This is a genomic window from Chthonomonas sp. (assembly GCF_035294165.1).
In the GTDB taxonomy this organism is placed as follows: domain Bacteria; phylum Armatimonadota; class Chthonomonadetes; order Chthonomonadales; family Chthonomonadaceae; genus Chthonomonas.
The window spans coordinates 1-19,533 of the sequence record NZ_DATGLN010000064.1; the positions used below are offsets into that span (position 1 = coordinate 1).

Consider the following 19,533-nt stretch of genomic DNA (forward strand, 5'->3'; position numbering starts at 1 on the left):
ACAATCAATGAGTGTTGGCCCCATGCCCCAACCGATGGGAATGGAACCGTGCAGCGGATTCTCGAAGTAATGCCGGAAGAAATCGCGCCAAGTACATAGGTTATCGCCATCCGACATCGTAATGGCCAGGTAGACCTTAGAGCGGTCGAGCGGAGGTGGGGATGGTGATGGAGACTGTTGAATATGAGCGAGCCGCACCCCACTGTAAACCGAAAAGTTGGCCACATAGTCGCTCACGGTGGTGATCTTACCGAAGCGGCTGGCCAGAGCCACTCCAGGGCCTTCATCAATGCCGATACCCTCGCCATGCCAATAAAACCCGTGCACCACCGCATCCAGCGGCATGTGGGCAAAAAGATATTTGATCTGCTCCAATTCCGCCCCCATATCGGCACCCGGCAGGTTCTGGGCACGCGGCCCTGTAATCCAAAATGTGATGCCTTTGGCGGCTATGATGTAGTCAATGGCGCCGCTATCGAGAATGGTGGGGTCTAGACAGAGCGCGAGATAGGGATTGAGATGGGGCAAAAGCTGTGTATTCAGATAGTGCAGCGCATCGGCATCGTTCTTGAACCGGCCACGAAGGTCTTGACGTATCGGCAGGTGGAGCTGTGCGGCCAACTGCGGTGTCGCCACCACCAAATTATCTATCGCCGCAATATCCACGGCGATATCCGGGCTTACATACACCTTCGGGTCGGGAATAACCGCGCCGTGTATCTCCGAGCGGAAACGATTGACAAGCGACAGTGGGTCGTTCACATAAATAGGAGCGCCGGTCTCACCCTGTTTTTGCATCTCTTGTAGCCAAAACCGGTCGGAATCCTGAGAGATCGTGTAGATGCGCGGTTTTGTTCGATTGACGATGCCTTGCAACGAGTAGAGGAGCACCTTTTGATCGAATGGGAGATCGCCTATCTCTGCCACATAAAGATGCTTGGCAGGCGGTGGCATTTTCGGCTGCAGTGTGGGATAGGGTCGTGGAGGACTGGGCAACACCACGTCACGGTAGATGGGCGGAGGCGGCAGACGATCGAGCACGGCAAAAGCCTGTTGCACCTGCTGTGCGGTCAAAAGGTGTTTCTCGGCAAGAGCTGCCAGAGTGCCGCGCGCAAGCATCTGCTCCGTATCCCAGGCGTCGTAATCGCTGTTTTCGGGAAGGTGTGTCCATACATCTACCGCTCCATTGAAAGCGGCGTCATGATGCACAATGATGGCGGCAACCGGCTCCTCCCCTTCCACGAAGATCGGGATCACCCGATCTTCTGGCGGCAAAGTGGAGACATCGAGCGTTTGAGCATAGGAGGTCTGCCCCCAATTCCGATGGAGCGCCCCCAAACCCAGCGGGTCTTGTGGAGCAAGGCGAAGCGGCGCCTGCGGCCCATCCTTAAATCCGCCCACGCCCATTCCCTGAGGGCCAAAGAGGGCCGGATCACTATTATGTCCTTCATCCACCCATCCTCTCTTTGCATCGTAGATCACCGCGTGGGTGAACGGCACCCCGGACAGGATAAGACAGCCTCCGGCCTGATGGAAAGCGCGAATGTTGGCGAACGCGCTCGCAGGGTAGGTATTTCCATAGGGGAGAACGAGCGCTGCATACCGATGGATATTGAAACGTGTTGGGTCGGCCAATGCAGCGGTATCTAGTCCCTCCGCGGCAATTCCCACCCTGCGCAGATCGGCCACAATGTGGGCTGGCGATGTTGCGATAGGCACCATGTAGTAAGGAAATCCGCTCTGTTCATACACAGCCACACGCAATGTAGGTTGCGCCTCCGCGGAGCGAATCAAACCAAGCCCAAGAACCATTCCGCAGAGAAGCATCACAGCTTTTTGTAACTTCGTCACCCGTCTCGACTCCTTATATCCACTCTAATCTGCATATTTATTACAAAAACGGCTTTGTCCTGCTCAAGGCGCTTTGTCCGACGTTGGCACGGCCAGCACCGCCACCTGATAGGCGATATATCGCTTTGCCACAGCAAGCAGTTCGTTGGCGGTTACCGAGTGAATACACTCTGGCAAACACTGCAGATAGTCGGCCCCTAGGCCCATGGCAGCATACCACCCCAGCAAGAACGCCCTATCGCTTACCCGCTCCAAAGCGAGTTCTGTATGGGCGATGGCCATATTGCGCGCCCTTTCCATCTCTTCCTCCGAAGGCGGGTTCGTAAAGAGGGCCTGCAGTTGTGTTTGAAGGAGATGAAGCATCTGCTCGGCTTTGATGGGGTTGCCCTCCCGCTCTCTTGACGCATCCCACTGCGCGTATAGCACAAAAGGGCCGGAGGTCGTTGCCGAATAGTCGGCTCCTACCTGGTACCCTATTCCAAGACGGTCGCGCAACTGCATAAAAAGCCGCGAAGCATGGCCTAGCCCCAGCAAGGCCTGCAGCACGAGAAAGGCCGGATAGTCCGGGCTGTCCACTCTAGGGGCGGCCGTCACCACCAACGCATAGGCAGCCGATCCAGAAGCCGGCACCCGGAGCAAGTCGCTTTGCGGAGTTTGAGGCGGGGGCGCTGCGTAGGCAGCAGCCGGCAGACGGGTGTTTTGCATTGGCTCGTCGAGAAAGGCCTCAAAATCGGTTTGAGCCTGTTGAAGGTTAAAGTCTCCGGCAACGGCAATGAAGATGGCCGATGGCTGGTAACGCTCCAAGAAATAGCGTTTGGCCCGATCGGGGGTTACCTGTTCAAGAACCGCTTCAGGCGGCTCGATCCTGAGACCGAGTGCACCTTGTGCTGCCGCTACGGCCGACCGATAGGGATCGTCCGCCCGCTTCTGCCTTTCCTGAAGTATATCCTGCAAGGCCTTTTGTAAAGCGGATGGAGGAAAATCGGCATGAAACAGAATGTTGCCTAGCATGTCGGCCACATTATCGAGCTGAGTGCGATCGGTCAGGCAGCTCAACGCCACATAGTCGGGCGTATAGAGCACGTTTAGCACGCCGCCCGTTTTCAGGAAAAGCATCTTCACTTTGTCCGCCGTCCGTTCGGAACTACCGTAAACGAGGGCGTGGGCAACCATCAGCCCCTCCGCCTGGCGTAGCGGCAAGCTCTCACGAGGTGTTCGCACGAAAAGGCTGACGGCCACAAAATGCGAAGAGGGATCGGGCTGCAACAGGACGTGCATGCCGTTATCGAGAGTCATTGTCTGCACGGCCGTGCTCAAAGCAAATGAGGCATGCACAAGAGAGATGCTCAGCCCGAAAGCGAGCATTAGGAAGAAGCTCCTCCTCAAGGCCGACTCCCCGCCGGCGCATTCGTAGAGGACGCCGGTTCCATTATCACCGTGAAGGCGTTCTGCGGGTTTAGGTAGCGGCTCAGGAACGACTGTATATCCTGTAAGGTGAGGTTTTGTAGGCGTTCCCGCAGCCGATCTGGTAGGTCTCCATCGGTTGTAAGCGCCTCTCCGATGGCTGCAGCATAGCCCTCATCGGTCTCCGTCTGATAGTCTAAGCGACCGATAGCGCGTTGCCTCGCCTCTAAAAACGGCTCCGTTGGCACGGACAGGCGCAGTTGCTGGAGAAGATGGATCAGCTCCAATCCTCTTTGTCTCAGCCGCTCTTGCGAATCGGCACGAAAGGTAAGGATATATAAACTCGGATCGCGACGTGGTGAGAAATGAACCTGCAGATCGGCTTCAGGGTCGTGATCGGCAAAGACCATCTGCAGTAGATTCGCCACCACAAAACCGGCAGCTACCATCGTTTTATTGGCCGCTCGGGGCGCCCGCAGCGCAACACCGGCCATCCATTGAGCACCGCTCCCTTTTACCGTTAAAAGAGCAACCTCCGGCCACTGCGGCTCCTGCTCCACTAAGGTTTGTGGTGTTGTGGCTGCAGCGACCTGCCAGCCGCCAAAAACCTGCTCCACTTCCGGAAGCGCCTGCTTCGGCGTCACGTCTCCAACGAGCACGAGCACAGAGCGATCGGGGGTACAGCAGCGCTGATAGAAGGCCATGAGGGTATCGCGTGCGCGTAAGGCGATTCCTTCCGGCGTACCGCCCGGAGAACGATGGTAAGGGGCCTTGCTCGAATAGGTGTGCGTATAGAGCAAAGTTATAAGACGATCTATGGGGTCGGCCTCACGATGGGCGAGTTCGTCTAAAATAATCCCTCGCTCCTTCTCCATCGCCGAATCGGGCAGCGCTGCATGTTGTGCCACGTCCCCGATAATATGTAACACCGGCGCGAAATGCGCCACCTCCACCGTGGTATAGATGTGTAAGGCATCAGGGCCGGTCTCTGCATCGAGGCTCGCGCCGAAACGCTCGGCGGCAACATCGGCCCCCTCTCCAGGTCGCTCGGTGGTTCCTCGAAATAGCATATGCTCTAAAAAGTGCGCTGCTCCGTCCTCACCATTGCGCTCTTCCCTTGCTCCTGCCCGCATCCATAAGTCTATCGCGACCAGAGGCACGGAATGCCGTTCTTTTACCACCACCGTTAGCCCATTCGAGAGACGGATGAAGAACAAGGGGTTGCTTTGGGCCTTACAAACTTGCCAAGCCCCTAGAACCAGCCAAAAGCAGAGGAGGTCTATGGCGAAACGGGTTTTCATGATGAGCGCATTGTACCGCAAATCTGCGGTTTGAGGGTAGTTGCATCCAAATGTAGGGGTCATACATCCTCACCGAAACAAGAGTGGAACCTTTTAACGCCATGTACAGAACTTTTACGTTGCAATCCTTGACAAAAAAGAGAATATAATGTACTTTGGTCTATATTCTGTGAGAAGGTTTAGCACCTCATGAAGCGTAGCATTCGTCTTGCTCTGCTACTAGCCATTTTACCTCTGGCACTCTCGTTTGCAGCGACCGTGCAAGCGATTACTACCTTGCTCGATAACGATAAACGCCTTCAACAACCTGTCTCCGCCTCCGTAGCCTATACCTCCTTAGCTCAATTCCTGCGGACGTTCTCGCAACAAGCCCACGTCCCCCTCCGCATTGACCCAAAAGAACCCTACTCAGGAACCGAAATCTGTGCCTTCTTCCAACAACAACCCCTCGGCAACGTGATGAAAGCCCTCCGCTCCCTCCTTAGCTACCAACACGCCGAATGGCTCTAGGAGAAAGAGGGAAACGGCTATCGTCTGTTGCCCACCGCCGATGCCATCGCCTTACCTCAACGCTTTCAGGAAGAGATGGATGCCGACTTCTTGGCAAGACTGCATGAGAGCGCCATCCTCGCCGCCATGACCCCAGAAGAACGGCTGCGACATCTTAAAGAGGTAATGTATGTCTGCGGGATAGACGACCCACTGTTCTGTCAGGAACAACATATTGACCCCAAAAAGGATGCCGAATACTTTGCCAAAGAAACCCACTTCTTCTGGTGCTGGTTTCATTTAATAGACTCCGGCCTTCCACCGGATACGAAGCAACTGCTTTTATCGGGCCAACCGGTTACGCTTTCTTTTAACCAACTTCCTTCGGATGTGCAGCAAGCAATAATATGGGACTGGCAGACCATGCCTGACGGGTCTGATCAACCCGCTTGGGTAACGATACAGATCGCCAATGATCACCCTGGATGGGACACCACTTGGAATGTGGAGAAGGCTATTTGGATTCGCATCCACAATTCTACCGCTTCACCGGCAGTGCTTCATGCTACCGGTCAAAGCGCTTGGCGTTGGTATAAGCGGTGGCTGTTACCTGAAGATGCCCCCTCCGACCCTCAAGAACTCCAACCCCTTCCTAACGGCTTCCCCTACCAACCCCAAGTGACGCCACTACCCCCTAACCCTGACCCTAAAACCCTCGCCAAACTTAAACCCGTCACCAACTGCACCCTCCTCGACAGAATGCAAGAGATCGCTGCCAAACTCCACATCCCCCTCCTCGCTACCCTCCCCTATGACCCAGAACAGATTTACGGCCAACTTACCCTCAACCCGCCCAAAACCCTCGCCGACTACCTCCAGGGCTTCTCCACCTACCCCGAAAAATGGCTCTACCATAAGTGGAACAGTGGACTGCTCCTCGTTAGCTACCCACGATGGCCCCTCGACCAAGCCGCTTCCCTCCCCGAATACCTCCTCCAACTCCTCCGAAAAAACCTCCAACAACAAGGCCTCTTCACCCTCTCACTCCTTCGACAGCTCTTTGCCCAAATGACCCCCTTCCAACAACATGCCTTCGCCCAACGCTTTATCCCCCAAGCCGACCCCCAAGGGCATTTTCCGGTGTTTCTCTTCATGTTGGCTCACCCCGAATTAGAGAGTGCTTCGGGCATGCCTCTTACGCCTGCTTTGACCCTGGAAGTCGAGAACCTGCATCTACCTGCCTATTCGGCTTGGCATAAGGAGGTGTTTGTGGCGTTGAAAGTCTCGGTGTTTGACAGAGATATATGGGGTCGGCTTATGCGTGAGTTTCGGTTGGTCGGGGAGACAACCGACCAGAGGTGGGTACCGTTAGAGGGAATATTGACGGGAGCGGTTCCCTCTTCCTTCTGGCAAACAGAAGAGATTCCACAAAAGTAAACCTTTTAGCAGAACAAAATTTGGCGGCGCCTCCTCAGCGCTCTTTAGAGCAGGGAGGAAGTGCCGCATAGCTCGTAGTACCGGCCTCCTTTCCATCCAAGCCCCATGTTTTGGTATTAAGGAAGATTTAGGGTAAATTGATACTGCTTTGCAACGGAGAGCTACGATGCGAATCCTTGGTCTTCATATTGGTAGAGAGAAACTGCTTTCCTTTTCAGATTTTTGCACTCTTATACGTCGTGCGGCACAAGAGGCCCACCCGGCGGCCAAGTTTGCCCCGGCGGCCAACGGGTTCACTATTGTGCTCGATGGGCGCGTGCAAACCTGCAACCTGCGCGGCCTTTATGCTGCCTACTGCAAAGAGCCGCAAAAGCGAGACGCCCTCATCATGGAGTTTCTCGATTCTTTAGAAACGGAGGCACCGGCGGGCACCTGGTACGATACTCAAGCGATGCTGCGTCCCTCCCTGCGCAGCCGTGAATTTCTCGCCGATGCCCAACGCAGCCTTCAACGCCAAAAAGTGCCCGACAGCCTCCCGGCCGTTCACTTTCTTGGAGAGCTTTATGTCATCGTAATGGCCGAACATCGCAGTCGTATCTGGGCGGTTACCCAAAACCTCTTGGATGGATGGGGCGTAACCGTTGAACAGGCTTTGGAACAGGCCATGAGCAATATGAGCATTATGGCGTTTCCGAATATCGTGAGCGTGATGCATGGAGGGCCGCTTAATCAAGAAGCCGGCTTCGTCTTTGAAGGCAACTACCTTACATCGAGTTGGCTTCTTTTCGAGCGATTTCGCAACTACGTGGGGCAGCGTCTGCAAAGCAACTTCGTGATCGCGGTGCCGAATCGAAGCCGCCTCATCGTGGTTCGCGACGACATGCCCTCCCTTATTGCCAGCGTACAGCAGGCCAACCGGAATTTTCACCTCCAACCCTATCCGCTCACCAATCAACTCTACCATGTGGATATTCGGGCAACGGGCGGCATTGTCTCGGTCTATCAACCTCATGGTGAGGGGGAACGGCTCTCGCCCGATAGCCCCTTCGCCGGCGCCGTATGGCAAAACCTCTCCTTGCCCAGTATATCGCAAGAGGCTCAGGGGCTTCCTCAGCCTACCCCTATGAATCCTTGGGAGAGTTTTAGCGAACCTACCGAGGAATCGGTCTAACCATGTTAAAACAGATATTGAACGAGCTGGTATTAGGCAAAAACCTCACCCGCGAACAGGCAGCCCAGCTTATGCAGCTCCTGATGGAGGGAGAGGCAACCTCGGCACAGATAGGAGGGCTGTTGGTGGCCTTGCGCATGAAGGGTGAAACCGTAGAGGAGATCACCGGTTTTGCCCAAGCCATGCGCACCCGCCTTCAGCCGGTTCAACCACAAAGCACCCCCCTATTAGATACCTGCGGAACCGGCGGAGGGCGTTTTCGCGTGTTCAACGTCTCGACAGCCGTCGCCTTTGTGCTTGCTGCAGCCGGTACCCATGTGGCGAAACACGGCAATCGCGCCGTATCCGGCACGTGTGGAAGCGCCGACGTGCTTGAAGCTCTCGGTGCACGTATTGACCTTAGCCCCGATCAATGTGCCCGATGCATAGATGAGATCGGGGTGGGTTTCCTCTTCGCCCCCCTTCACCATCCGGCCCTTAAACATGTGGGTGGGCCGCGGCGTGAGTTGGGCCTTCGCACCGTCTTTAATCTTCTCGGCCCACTCGTCAACCCGGCAGGAGCAACCCTCCGCCTCATGGGCATCTATGATGCAGAGCTTTGCCGAACGGCCGCCGAAGCCCTGCACGCACTCGGTACTGCAAGTGCCATTGTAGCTCACGGAAACATCGGTGTTGGGGAGATCGCCACCGTGGGCACTACCCTTATCGCGGAGTTGAGGGACGGGCAAGTCGAAACCTATACCCTTAGCCGACGTGACTTTAGGCTTTCATCGGAGGAACCTTCTTTAGAAGACCTCACTCCAGAGGCCACGCCGGAAGCCAACGCAGCGCTTTTGCGTCGTGTCCTTACGCCCCAACACGACGATGCCACAACGCGCGCCAAACGCGAGCTGGTGGCCGTTAACGCCGCCGCCGCTCTGCGCGTCTGCGGCTACGTGGAAAACTGGCCGGATGCCCTTCAGATGGCACAAGACCTTATCGCCTCTTGTAAGCCTTTGGAGACTCTTGAACGCTTTGTGGCGTTTACGCACCAAGTCTAACCGCCCTTGTCTCTCTATGGCCTAAGCGAAAAAAACCCGACCAATGCACCAGAGACATGAAACCGACATCGTTGCCCATGCGCTATAATCAAACAGGCCGTGCCAAGCCCTACCCTAAAACGAGAAACTAGGATACCGAAACGAGGACGAACCCGATGAGCATGCTCTCAGAGATACTGGCCACCAAACGCACCGAAGTGGCCTACCGCGCAGAACGCACCCCTTTACAGCTCCTTCAAGAGCGCCTTATTGATGCCCCTCCCCCTCGTGATTTTGTGAAGGCGCTGCGTCAAACGCCAGGCCCAACTCTCATTGCCGAGGTAAAAAAAGCTTCGCCCTCGAAAGGTATTATTCGGGCAGACTTCGATCCTATCGCCATTGCAAAAGCCTATGCCGAAAACGGTGCCGCTTGTCTCTCAGTGCTCACCGATGAACCCTACTTCCAAGGGAAACTCGACTATCTTACCAGCATTCGTGAGGTCGTTTCCCTGCCTCTCCTGCGAAAAGACTTTATGATAGACCCATGGCAGATTGCGGAGAGCCGCGCTGCCGGCGCCGACGCTATCCTGCTTATTGTGGCAGCCCTCTCGCCCTGCATGCTGCGCGATCTTCTTCGGCTCTCCCAAGAATACGGCATGGCCGCCCTTGTGGAAGTCCATGATCGGGAAGAGCTATATGAAGCCCTTGATGCCGGTGCTAACCTCATCGGCATCAATAACCGCGATCTCCATACCTTCCAAACCTCCCTAGCCGTCACCTTCGACCTCCTTAAAGAGCTTCCACCCGATCCCAACCGAACTATCGTTAGCGAGAGCGGCATTTTCACCCATGACGACGTAATGCGGCTGGGCGAGGCCGGAGTTCATGCCGTGCTTATCGGTGAAGCGCTTATGCGCGAGGCCGATGTAGGAGCCAAAGTGCGTGAGATTCTCGGCCGCTAGCCCAGTTGGCTACGGTGTCGGCTCGTACTTGGGCGCGATGCAAACGGTGATCTTTGGGCACACATAGAGAAAATCGTCGGGAACGATGGTTTGCCAAGGAGGCGCGCCCCAAGGCGGCCCGGAGCCAAAACGAACCCGCCTATAATCAGGGGGAATATCGGCTAGAAAACGCCGGGCAGAGGGCAACCCAAGCCGCAACGGATGCATGGTCTCAACGTTGGAAAACACGACCGCATCGGGCGGCGGCGACAACACAGACGGGTCCCATTCCTCAGAGGGGATACGCAGCTGAAATCGGGTGTCTTCTACGGCCGCCTTTGCGCGTTGAACGGGAGACGGCAGTCCAAAGAGCGGAGATAATGGAGGCGAGTAGAACCATGGGATTGTGGCAAAAGCAACCGAGGCACCTGGGGGCAAAACGCGCCAAAGATAGTCAGCAGCCCGATCCTGCGGTGTGGGCGCAATCATTCGCCGCACCCATCCCAAGGATAGCAGAAGCGTTAGCAGCGCCACCATCACAAAGAGGCCCTGTCGCAACCGCCCTCCGGCGCTGTTTTTTTGCCAAACCGCCTCTAAACCTCGTGCGGCCAGCACGGTGAGGGGAATAAAAAGCGGTAAGGTATAACGTGCAAACCGCACCGCGGAGAACCCGATGATGAGAAAATAGAGGCCTGTAAACAGCAGCAGCAGCTTGTCGCCCATCGTGCGACGCCTCCATGCCACCACCACGCCCCATAAAGCCGCGGCATAAAGGGGAATTCCTAGCCCCCACGGAAAGGAGATAACCAGGTGATACCACCACCCCGGTCCGGTACGCACAAACAACAGTCCATGCCCCTGACGCGAGTGAACAAAAAGTTCGTAATAGACCCCGGAACCCGGGTAGCCGGGGAGACCATTCCAAAAAGCGTTCCAGTTCACCAAAGGGCCGGGGCATCCAAAGAAAAACGCCAGTAAAGCCCCAAGCACCACCAACCCGGCCGTCCTCAACCTGTTCAGGCTTTTAGCCCAGAACAGCACCGTAAGCGGCGCTACCACCACAACACCCGCGGTATATTTCGTCGCTGCAGCCAGCCCAACCCAAACTCCGGCCAAAAGGCCATCTCGCACGCTGTCCCCCTCTGCCAACCGCACACTCCATAAGAGCGCGAGCGCCACGAATAGGTTCGCCGGTACATCCACCGCCAGAAAATGACCGTACACCACGGGCAAGGGCGCCACTGCATAAAAGAAGCTCGCCCACCACCCAATTCGCTCCCCATAGAGCCGCTTTCCTAAAGCAAAGATCACAGGGATGGTGAGAGTACCCATCAGCACGGTAACAAGGCGCCCTACAAGAAAGAGAGCGGCTTGATGCGCCGCGTTAGGCGCCTGAGGGGTCGGAAGCAGCCCATAGCCCGCAGCTATCGTCTCGGCCAAACTTACCAGGTAGAAATAGAAAGTGCCGTAGTTATAAAACCCGATGTCGAACTTGAGATGGGGAATATCCGCCTGAAGCGCCGCATTTAGATTGATAAGCTCATCAGGATGATAGGTTGCGAAAGGATGATGGGCATTTGGCAAGCTCCACGTAATGCCGACCAAACGCAGCCCAAATCCTAGAAGCGTTACGCAGCCAACCATCAGAACGGTTTTCCAAGCAAGCCCAAAGACAGAGGCCTTCATGCTACTTGGCGCTGCTGCGGCACCGATAGGTTTCTCGACCTCCAACCTTTATCGTTCCTTTCAAGGCTGCAGCACAACGCGTGCCGGTTGCGGGTGAAGGGCGTGCGGAGAAAACCAGGCTGCATAGGCTACCCCAAGCATAAGCAACACCAAAAGCACGACCCTCAACCAGAAGGCGCGTCGGGCACGCGCTCGTCGTTGTGCCAAATAGCTCTTCTCAACCTTCGGCTTCACCTCTACCCCCTCGCCTCTACAACGGATAGCTTTTGTCCAAGCAGCAGATTCAGCAGCTCTAAAGCTCCCCGTTTATCTAGCGTCTGATTGTTATTTCCACATAGCGGCGATTGAACGCACGAAGGGCAACCTTCCTGGCAGGGGCACTGGCGGAGCAGTGAGCGAGTCGCCTCCAACAAAAACAGTAGGTTCTCGTAGGCCAACTCGGAAAGGCCTACCCCGCCGGGGTACCCATCGTAGATAAAGATGCTCGGCAAAGCGGTATCCGGATGCTGAGAGTAAGACACTCCTCCAACATCATCGGGATCGGTACCACTTAGCAGAGGCATGAGGCCAATAGCCGCATGTTCCAAAGCGTGCAGGCTACCTAGCAGATCCTGGGTGAACCCGGCAAGGAGCAGACAAAGCGACGTCGGAACCGTAAACCATAGGGCTTCGGTTTCGTAGGTCTGCTCCGGCAGGTCTAAAGGCTCTATGCTCAACACCTCCTCGGTGTAAAGCTTTTTACGTTGATAGGAAACCACTCTGTTGGTAACCACCACCTCCCCGAAGTAGGCGGTAAAATTTGTGTAGTTCTGTGAACTTCGTGCGCGCAGCACTACCAAATGGGTGGTGCTGCTGGAACGGGTATAGTAGTTGACCGCTGCAGGACGTACAATAGCCCGGCGGCCTTCTATGTCTAGCTCCTCCACCTGGTAGGTCTCACCCATATGCAGGTAGATCGCTCCAGGATGGAGCGCCCGAAAAGCTCTTGACGGTTCTTCCGTGCCGATCAGCTTGCCAAATATATCTTCAATGCGGAAAGGCGCACCACCGGCAGAGCGGATGTTAACCTTTGCAGCGGGATAGTCTCCGGCGTTATAGAGCCAGCGGCTACCACGACGCACCAAAGTGCCCTCCTCTTCAAGCACCTTGAGGCAACCCTCAGCGGTAGGCCCTAAAAGCGTCAAATCCTCTTCGGAGAGGGCCTGTTCGTAGGCCGCACACAGCAGATGTTCGCGCAAAATACGCGGGTTATCGGGGTTTAAAGCAACATGCTCGCACGTTCTGTTGAAGAAATAGTCGGGATTGTTCATAAGAAACTGCTCTAGGGGGCTGTCGTAGGCTACCAACACACTTAAAGCAGGCGCTTCCCCCCTACCGGCGCGTCCGGCCTGCTGCCATGTAGAGGCCACCGAGCCAGGATAACCGGTAAGGATAGACGCCTGCAGCCCACCAATGTCAATGCCGAGTTCTAAGGCGTTGGTAGAGGCTACCCCCAATAACTGCCCGGAAAACAACTGCTCTTCCACGTGGCGGCGCTCCTTTAAGGTATATCCGGCCCTATAGGCCGCAACGCGATCCACAAGTTCCGGCGCCTTGGTCTGCAACTGGTCGCGCGCATAACGAAGAATAAGCTCCGCGCTTTTGCGGGCTTTGGTAAAAACAATGGTGCGCACCTCCTGCGACACAAGATCACAGAACAGCCTCGTGGCCTCGGTATGAGTACTGCCTCGCGTGCTGTTATCCTGAGCGATAAGAGGAGGATTCCAAAAAACGAACGTTCTGCGCCCTGCAGGCGCGCCATTCCTATCTATAATCACCGGATCGGATATACCGGTCAGCCGTTCTGTTAGCTCTTGGGGATTGGCGATGGTTGCCGAACAACAGAGAAATTGAGGGTTCGCCCCGTAGTGGCGACAGAGGCGACGCAATCGGCGCAGCACGTGGGCTACATGGGCACCGAATACCCCCCGATACACATGCATCTCATCTATTATCACGTAGCGCAGGTTCGCAAGAAAGCTCGTCCACTGCGTATGTCCGGGAAGGATGCCGACATGCAGCATATCGGGGTTGGTGAGCACAATGTGGGCGGAACGACGAACCGCTCGGCGCTCGTCGGCAGAGGTATCCCCGTCGTAAGAGGCAAAACGCACTGTGGGAAACAGCCCCAGTGTGTTCAGCTTGCCAAGCTGATCTTGCGCCAAAGCCTTCGTGGGAAAAAGGTAAAAAGCACGCGCCCTCGGTTGCTCTAGCACCGTTTGGATAACCGGCACATTGTAACAGAGCGTTTTGCCGCTGGCCGTGGAGGTTACAATGGTGACATGTTGTCCCTCTAGCGCAGCGTTGATGGCCTCCGCCTGATGGCTATAAAACCGCTTTATTCCCTGGGAACGCAAGGCGCGCTCCAGTTCCGGATGGAGCGCGCGCTTGAGTTCCCCATAGCAGGCCGACTGGCCGGGGATGCGCTCGATATGCGCTATCTGGCCTCGATAGAACTCCGACCGGCGCAGGTCTTGCAGATAGCCATCAAAATCCATCGCATCCTGCAAGCTTACGGATTCGTCGAACCACCGGCATTCTTGTTGCCTGTATCCGTTACCAAAGTCGTCTCCGAGTCCCAACTGATCGGCCCATAGTTTAGGGTGGGAAGGTTTTTCACGCTGGACTTGGCATAGACCGTAGAGCCGTCCTTCGGGTTCATGTAGACCGTCGTCTTCACCGTCATCATCGTGCCCATATCATCGGTAACAGCCTCCATGGTCTGTTCGACCTTCCAGCAGTTCTGCCCCTTATAGACCACCATGCCGTCGTAGGTATCTTTGAGGGTAGCCTGTTTGCCCTTTACCAGTGGGTCGTCAAAGGTAGACTGCCACGTATCTCCCGGTTTCACGGGATGGTCTGGCAAAACTACATGAACAGAAGCCTCTAAAAGAGCTGCCGCTTGGGGCGCTACAGGGGTAGTTTCGTCCTCATTCTTTTGGCCCACCAACACCAAGCGCCCCTGTTTATCGAAGGTTACCGAGAAGGGTGGTGGAGGCGGAGTAGGCTGTGGCCCCGATCCCAAATCCAATGTGGCACTGCCAGGGGTTACCGTAACAACGACAGAGCCATCCGGTTTTATGTCTGTTATCGCACGCTGGGCCGTTGTGATGAAGGTAACCTGCGATTGACCATCGGGTGTCATCACATGGGCGACCGTTTTCATGGTTACCGTCGTTCCTTTTTCAAACTTGTAGGCCAGCGTCACCGCTTGGTCTGCAGCGCCCTGAGTCTGTGTTGCATCTTGAGCATGCGCAACAAGTGCGACGGTACCGATGAGGCAACTTAAAGCCATGCCAAGGTAAACAGTTCTTAGCGACATACTGAATGCTCCTTTATGCTCCTCTTTCATTTTTAGGCGGTGCCAGGGCGTGGCTGTTGAGAGCGCGACGCCCGGGCTTGATCGCGTATTTTAATCCACTCCACGAGACGCACCAGGAAATAACTGCCGAAGTAGAGCACGAGTAGCGGTATCACCATGAGCGTCCACGAAATGATGTCGTTAGAGGGGGTAAGTAGTCCACCGACCACGGCAATGAGCACTCCCCAGCGCCATTGCTTGATAAGGCTTTTCGAATTAACGATGCCCAAATAGGTGCCGGCCATCAGCACCACAGGTAGCTGAAAGGCTACCCCGAAGGCCGCCATCATCTTTACCATGAACACGATGTAGTCGTTGGGGTCTTGCATGAGTGTGGCGCCGGGAGGGAAGTCACTTAAGTAGGAAAGAAACCAGCCCATCGCATAGAACATGGTGACGTAGGCTACCACCACGCCGAAAAGCAGAAGCAGCACAGAGATAGGGAACATAAGCCGCAACGGCCGCCGCTCCTCCGGCGTAAGGGCAGGTAATACGAAGGCCGCCGCTTCCCACAGGACGAAGGGGATAACCAGAATAAAGCCGAAAAGCAGGCTCAGTTTAAGGCGCACAAGAAACATCTCGTGGAAATTACGAAATACGTCACCTATTACCGGCTTTTGCCCGGGGTGTTGCAGCCCCCAAATCACCAACTCACGCAGGTTCTCGATATCCTGATAGGTCGGCGGGTTATGAAGAGGAGGTATGTAGATATGGCCATCCGAGCTAAAGACGATCTTGTTTGAGGATGCCGCGTTGGCCACGATGCGCTGTTTATCCAGGCGTTCGATCTGTTTGGCCAAGGGTTGATAGAGGAAGTTATAGAGGGGAGTGAACACCTGATAGGCCAAAACGGCGCCTACAAGCACATAAAAGAGCGAGCGGATAATTCGCATCCGCAGTTCTGCAAGATGCTCGGTAAGCTCCATTCGCTTTTCATCGTAGTGCGGTGTTTTGGCCATGCCTCGTTTCCTTTACCTCAAAAGCTCTCACCTCACCATTGCCATTAAGGAGGCAAGCGTTCTATAACATGCGGTTGCTGCTTTTCTTTTGCGATTATACCCCAGGAAGCACCCTGCAGGTTCCCCCACTCTGTTTGACATATGGGCGGTCTGTGCAGTATACTTCACAATGATACGTGCCGACGTGGCGCAGCGGTAGCGCAACGGTTTCGTAAACCGTCGGTCGTCGGTTCGAATCCGACCGTCGGCTTTTCTTTTGACTTTGTGCCGCCTAACCCCTGCATCGGTGGGTGCTCTACCGGCTTTAGTTTCCAGCAAAGCTCCCAAGTATCTTTCTAATGTGCGCGCGGAAACCGCTCCCTTTAGGAACGCGAAGCAAGCCCCATCTCCTTTCGTGTTGGTTTGCTGACATTTGACGAGTAATGCGGTTTACTGCGATAACCTTTCCGCTAGAAACCCAACGTAACCGCCGCCTTTCTCCCGAATCGGGGGAAAGGTCGGGATAGGGGCCGAGCAAAGTCGGCTTGCTTCACGAATTGGCTCTAGAACCGAAGCCATTGGCAGTTTCTGCTGCCTCACCCCTTACCCCTTCAAGGCACACGCCCTCGCCTTCAGAACCGGGGGGAATGGAAACTTAAGATTTCTCACCTTCGGCTCGAAATGACACTCGTATCACCGGCCCTTCAAGGCCGACGCCTTTAGGCGTGCGGTCGTTTACAGAACGCCTGTTTTAGTCCCGTACCCCTTGAGGAATAGATAAAAAACGAAGGCAACTGCGCTATAGCTCCCCACATTCGCCTCCACTCCCATCCGGCAGCGCGTATCAAAGCGCGCATCAGGTAGCGACTCAAAGGCTCTTGGGTGAATGCAGCAAGAATGGCGAACAAGTCTTTTGGGGTGAATTGGGGGGCGTTTACTACAGCATACACGTTTTCCCAACGCTCGGGAGCAAGCCGTGCCCGAAAGGCCTCGATGCCGTGAAAGTTATAAAAACGTCTTCCATGCACGCGGGCCCACCGCACAACCAGACGCAGCCAGAGCGCCTCCATATCCCCCTCTTTGCCCCAAAGGGTCAATGGCGTTAGACCGAGCGATACAACCTCTGCGTCACTCACAACACCCATCAGGACATCGAGCAATAACTCACTTGTGCCGTTTGGTGCCCCGGCACCACGTACCAACTGCTCTACCAGCCACCCCTTCCGCCTCGGAATCGGTGTGGCAATGAGAAAGGCAACAGGAACACCTGCACGTTCCGCAACGAACACCCGACGGTCGTACAGATGGGCCAAAATATCCGGCTCGGCAAGAAAATGCATAGGAGGAAGTGCATGTCGGCTCAACCAATCCCTCAAGCAAGTCCTTAACGCCCCACTGCCGACGACGCGCTCCAAAGGCCATTCGTGCACCTCAACCCCTTTGTTACGCGCCCGGCGAATCTGGGCGCGGATCGAAGGATGCCTCTCTAGGGTCTGCACCCAACAACTCGGAATCCAAAGGGGCTGTGCCCCGAGCCGCATGCGCCCTCTATTGTCCAAAAGCTCGGCATCCTCTTCTTCCACCCCAAAATAACAGACCCGACATCCTGCCTCGGCAGCTTCTTGCTCAAACAGCGTTATAGCCTCTCCCCGCCTATCTAACGAGGCCATTGGCAACCCCACAACGATGCGTGTATGTCGGCGCTCCACATAGCCCACCAAAGCCGGCAGATGAGGATAAACCCCTAGCGTAACCCCCGGCAGTAACGCCTGATAGGCGATGGATTGCCGGCCATAGCGACGAACCATGGCGTGTGCCCATAGATGCGTATCTACAACTGGGCGTGTGGCCAAGGCTGGCACATCTTGTTTCAAAACGGTAGATGACATGAGATAATCGGGTATAATCTTACCTAGAATATTCAAAATTTTGCATATTACGAAAATGCACCCTATGACAAATACGAATAGCCAAGCCGAAAGTGTTGTTCCTCAGGCCCAGGCCGAAGCAAGGAGCTACCTGATGCCCATCTGCAAAATCTTTGCAGCCCTGTCGCATCCGGTGCGCCTACAAATCATCAAGCGGCTTTGTCAACAGCCGTCCACGGTGAATACGCTGGCGCAGGAGTTGGGCATCGCCCAACCGGCAGTCTCTCAAAACCTCGCCGTGCTCAATCAGGTAGGCCTTGTAGTGGCCGAAGCCCAAGGCACAAAACGTCTCTATCGCATTCGAGGGCCGCGTATAGCCCTTATGCTCGCGCTCTTAGAGGAGTTCTGTCGCGTGCATGAGCTTGAAAAAGAGCAGGCCGACTTTTCCCTAGAACAACTTCATGAAATGTTGATCCAACCCCATGTCCCTACCCGATAACCCCTCACAAGAGACGACATCGCCCTCTACAAAATCCGAAACAGGGCGACAAGAACGGCCTCCCGTTGCCGTTTCCGGTGTTGAGACCTATAACCCCTTACCGCCAGATGCACCTACCGAAACCTATGCAGCCTATCGGTGGTATCTAGAGCAGGCGACGCTGCTCATCAATACCTTCAAATGGGCTGTACTCGGAACCGCGGTAGGAATCTTGGCCGGTCTCGGCGTACGTCTGTACCTTTACGTACTTAACCACGCCATTGGGTTTGGGCATGCTCTTGATCGCTCTGGTATCCCACATTTTTGGCTTCTGCCGCTCATCTTCCCTCTCTGTGTGCTTTTAGCCCAGGTTACCACGCGCCGAAAAGCGCACGACGACCTCGAACCGCAGGAAGGCACCGATGCTGTGATCGAAGCGATCCATACCCGCAGCGGTCGCCTCGACCCCTTTGCCATTCCGGTGCGCCTCTTTCTTAGCATTCTTACGTTGTTCGGCGGAGGCTCGGTAGGAAAAGAGGGACCGGCCGCGCAAATCGGAGCCATGTTTTCCAGCCTGCTCTCCGACCTTCTGCGCCTCTCGGATGAAGACCGGCGCCGCCTAGTGATCTGCGGTGTCAGCGCCGGTTTTGCCGCCGTCTTTGGAACTCCTATTTCCGGCGCTCTTTTTGGTGTAGAGGTGCTTTACCTAGGACGGTTAGAATACCCTGTGCTTTTTCCCTGCATCGTAGCCGGCATCGTGGGCCATCTTGCTTGTGGTGCGTCGCCACCCGTGCCCGTGCTCGTTCCCGGCCATGGGCACAGCCAACAACTCTCCCAGCCAATGCTTGTAGCTCTCAGCCTGCTTTCAGGGGTCTTCTTCGGTCTGGTCGCCATGCTTCTCATCGAGACCATGCGATTTCTCGATCAACAGCTACGGCGTTTCGCACAACACCCCTTTTGGGTCGCGGCATGTGGTGGAACAGCCCTGGCCGTGCTCTACCAGCTTACCGGTTCTGGCTACGCAGACCTGAGTGAACCCCTCATTAGATCGGCTCTTGAGGGAACAGCCAAAATCATGCTTTTCGCCTTTTTGGTCAAGATCGTCGCTACCTCGCTAAGCCTAAAAACCGGTGGTGCCGGTGGCATCGTCACTCCTCTTTTCTTCATCGGCTCTACAGCGGGTGCTGCTCTGGCGCAACTTCTTCATCTACCCGTCCCTCTCTTCGCCCGCTTCGGGTTTGTTGCCGTCCTCGCTGCCGCAGCCAACACTCCTATAGCGGCCTCGGTGATGGCCCTCGAACTGCTAGGAGGCCATTTCGGCGTAGAAGCCGCCCTCTGTGCCTGCACCGCTTTCCTTATTGTAGGCCACCGCAGCGTCTTCTCCAGTCAATATCTGGGCTATTCCAAAGCAGCAGGACTTTTGCCCACGCTCGACGTACCTATAGGCAAGATCGTTCCTGCCGACATTCAGCTTCATGAAAATACCTTCCTAAAACGCCTCGAACGTGCCCTCCAAAAACGACGCAGGACAAAAGACGAATAGGTATCGC

General features: G+C 55.5%; 16 protein-coding genes and 1 tRNA gene. 8 read left to right on the forward strand and 9 right to left on the reverse strand.

From position 1 onward, the window contains the following. From VKV29_RS02960 to VKV29_RS02970, 3 genes are all read right to left on the reverse strand, one after another. On the reverse strand, window positions 1-1,851 hold a 1,851-nt coding region (locus tag VKV29_RS02960), incomplete at its 3' end, for a GxGYxYP domain-containing protein (protein WP_324199809.1). A gap of 63 nt (window positions 1,852-1,914) precedes the next feature. After that, entirely contained in the window at window positions 1,915-3,216 is a 1,302-nt protein-coding gene (locus tag VKV29_RS02965) for a pitrilysin family protein (protein WP_324199810.1), read from the reverse strand. A 17-nt stretch (window positions 3,217-3,233) separates the two neighbouring features. Next, entirely contained in the window at window positions 3,234-4,619 is a 1,386-nt protein-coding gene (locus VKV29_RS02970) for a pitrilysin family protein (RefSeq protein ID WP_324199811.1), read from the reverse strand. A gap of 126 nt (window positions 4,620-4,745) precedes the next feature. Here VKV29_RS02970 and VKV29_RS02975 point away from each other — a divergent pair, with 126 nt between their 5' ends. The 5 genes from VKV29_RS02975 (at window position 4,746) to trpC (ending at window position 9,634) form a co-directional block, all read left to right on the forward strand. Further along, window positions 4,746-5,066, forward strand: a complete 321-nt coding sequence (locus VKV29_RS02975; RefSeq protein ID WP_324199812.1) for a hypothetical protein — start codon at window positions 4,746-4,748, stop codon at window positions 5,064-5,066. Window positions 5,067-5,093: 27 nt separating this feature from the next. Further along, entirely contained in the window at window positions 5,094-6,482 is a 1,389-nt protein-coding gene (locus VKV29_RS02980; RefSeq protein WP_324199813.1) for a hypothetical protein, read from the forward strand. 166 nt (window positions 6,483-6,648) lie between these two features. Next, window positions 6,649-7,653: a hypothetical protein gene (locus VKV29_RS02985; protein WP_324199814.1), complete on the forward strand. Its 1,005-nt coding sequence runs from the start codon at window positions 6,649-6,651 to the stop codon at window positions 7,651-7,653. Window positions 7,654-7,655: 2 nt separating this feature from the next. After that, a complete protein-coding gene (gene trpD / locus VKV29_RS02990; RefSeq protein ID WP_324199815.1) occupies window positions 7,656-8,693 on the forward strand; it encodes an anthranilate phosphoribosyltransferase in 1,038 nt (345 codons plus the stop codon). Window positions 8,694-8,848: 155 nt separating this feature from the next. Beyond that, on the forward strand, window positions 8,849-9,634 hold the full coding sequence (gene trpC, locus VKV29_RS02995; protein WP_324199816.1) for an indole-3-glycerol phosphate synthase TrpC: 786 nt from the start codon (window positions 8,849-8,851) through the stop codon (window positions 9,632-9,634). Between the two features lie 9 nt (window positions 9,635-9,643). On the opposite strand, the gene VKV29_RS03000 is transcribed toward trpC, so the two are convergent. Genes VKV29_RS03000 through tatC form a run of 5 tightly spaced genes read right to left on the reverse strand, consistent with a single transcriptional unit; the run spans window position 9,644 to window position 15,658 of the window. Beyond that, window positions 9,644-11,344: an ArnT family glycosyltransferase gene (locus VKV29_RS03000; RefSeq protein ID WP_324199817.1), complete on the reverse strand. Its 1,701-nt coding sequence runs from the start codon at window positions 11,342-11,344 to the stop codon at window positions 9,644-9,646. A gap of 15 nt (window positions 11,345-11,359) precedes the next feature. After that, complete coding sequence (locus VKV29_RS03005) at window positions 11,360-11,533, reverse strand: hypothetical protein (RefSeq protein WP_324199818.1); 174 nt, start codon at window positions 11,531-11,533, stop codon at window positions 11,360-11,362. A gap of 2 nt (window positions 11,534-11,535) precedes the next feature. Continuing rightward, a complete protein-coding gene (locus VKV29_RS03010; RefSeq protein ID WP_324199819.1) occupies window positions 11,536-13,836 on the reverse strand; it encodes a DEAD/DEAH box helicase in 2,301 nt (766 codons plus the stop codon). A gap of 14 nt (window positions 13,837-13,850) precedes the next feature. Beyond that, the gene (locus VKV29_RS03015) at window positions 13,851-14,660 is read right to left on the reverse strand and encodes a hypothetical protein (RefSeq protein ID WP_324199820.1); all 810 of its coding nucleotides are present in this window, start codon (window positions 14,658-14,660) and stop codon (window positions 13,851-13,853) included. 32 nt (window positions 14,661-14,692) lie between these two features. Further along, window positions 14,693-15,658, reverse strand: coding sequence for a twin-arginine translocase subunit TatC (gene tatC / locus VKV29_RS03020; RefSeq protein WP_324199821.1), 966 nt, complete (start codon window positions 15,656-15,658; stop codon window positions 14,693-14,695). 178 nt (window positions 15,659-15,836) lie between these two features. Here tatC and VKV29_RS03025 point away from each other — a divergent pair. Further along, window positions 15,837-15,908 (forward strand) — tRNA-Thr (locus tag VKV29_RS03025). A gap of 448 nt (window positions 15,909-16,356) precedes the next feature. Here the strand turns inward: VKV29_RS03025 and VKV29_RS03030 are convergent. Beyond that, the gene (locus VKV29_RS03030) at window positions 16,357-17,490 is read right to left on the reverse strand and encodes a phosphatidylglycerol lysyltransferase domain-containing protein (RefSeq protein WP_324199822.1); all 1,134 of its coding nucleotides are present in this window, start codon (window positions 17,488-17,490) and stop codon (window positions 16,357-16,359) included. Between the two features lie 169 nt (window positions 17,491-17,659). Here VKV29_RS03030 and VKV29_RS03035 point away from each other — a divergent pair, with 169 nt between their 5' ends. Next, window positions 17,660-18,004, forward strand: a complete 345-nt coding sequence (locus VKV29_RS03035) for a metalloregulator ArsR/SmtB family transcription factor (RefSeq protein ID WP_324199823.1) — start codon at window positions 17,660-17,662, stop codon at window positions 18,002-18,004. After that, on the forward strand, window positions 17,988-19,526 hold the full coding sequence (locus VKV29_RS03040; RefSeq protein WP_324199824.1) for a chloride channel protein: 1,539 nt from the start codon (window positions 17,988-17,990) through the stop codon (window positions 19,524-19,526). The genes VKV29_RS03035 and VKV29_RS03040 overlap by 17 nt, the downstream gene beginning before the upstream one ends. Window positions 19,527-19,533: the final 7 nt, after the last annotated feature.

What these genes read in the sequence shown, in the direction of transcription:
- VKV29_RS02965 (WP_324199810.1), bottom strand. Translation starts at nt 3,216, where the DNA reads ATGCTCGCTTTCGGGCTGAGCATCTCTCTTGTGCATGCCTCATTTGCT.
- VKV29_RS02970 (WP_324199811.1), bottom strand. Translation starts at nt 4,619, where the DNA reads ATGACCCCTACATTTGGATGCAACTACCCTCAAACCGCAGATTTGCGG.
- VKV29_RS02975 (WP_324199812.1), top strand. Translation starts at nt 4,746, where the DNA reads ATGAAGCGTAGCATTCGTCTTGCTCTGCTACTAGCCATTTTACCTCTG.
- VKV29_RS02985 (WP_324199814.1), top strand. Translation starts at nt 6,649, where the DNA reads ATGCGAATCCTTGGTCTTCATATTGGTAGAGAGAAACTGCTTTCCTTT.
- trpD (WP_324199815.1), top strand. Translation starts at nt 7,656, where the DNA reads ATGTTAAAACAGATATTGAACGAGCTGGTATTAGGCAAAAACCTCACC.
- trpC (WP_324199816.1), top strand. Translation starts at nt 8,849, where the DNA reads ATGAGCATGCTCTCAGAGATACTGGCCACCAAACGCACCGAAGTGGCC.
- VKV29_RS03010 (WP_324199819.1), bottom strand. Translation starts at nt 13,836, where the DNA reads ATGGATTTTGATGGCTATCTGCAAGACCTGCGCCGGTCGGAGTTCTAT.
- VKV29_RS03015 (WP_324199820.1), bottom strand. Translation starts at nt 14,660, where the DNA reads ATGTCGCTAAGAACTGTTTACCTTGGCATGGCTTTAAGTTGCCTCATC.
- tatC (WP_324199821.1), bottom strand. Translation starts at nt 15,658, where the DNA reads ATGGCCAAAACACCGCACTACGATGAAAAGCGAATGGAGCTTACCGAG.
- VKV29_RS03035 (WP_324199823.1), top strand. Translation starts at nt 17,660, where the DNA reads ATGCCCATCTGCAAAATCTTTGCAGCCCTGTCGCATCCGGTGCGCCTA.
- VKV29_RS03040 (WP_324199824.1), top strand. Translation starts at nt 17,988, where the DNA reads ATGTCCCTACCCGATAACCCCTCACAAGAGACGACATCGCCCTCTACA.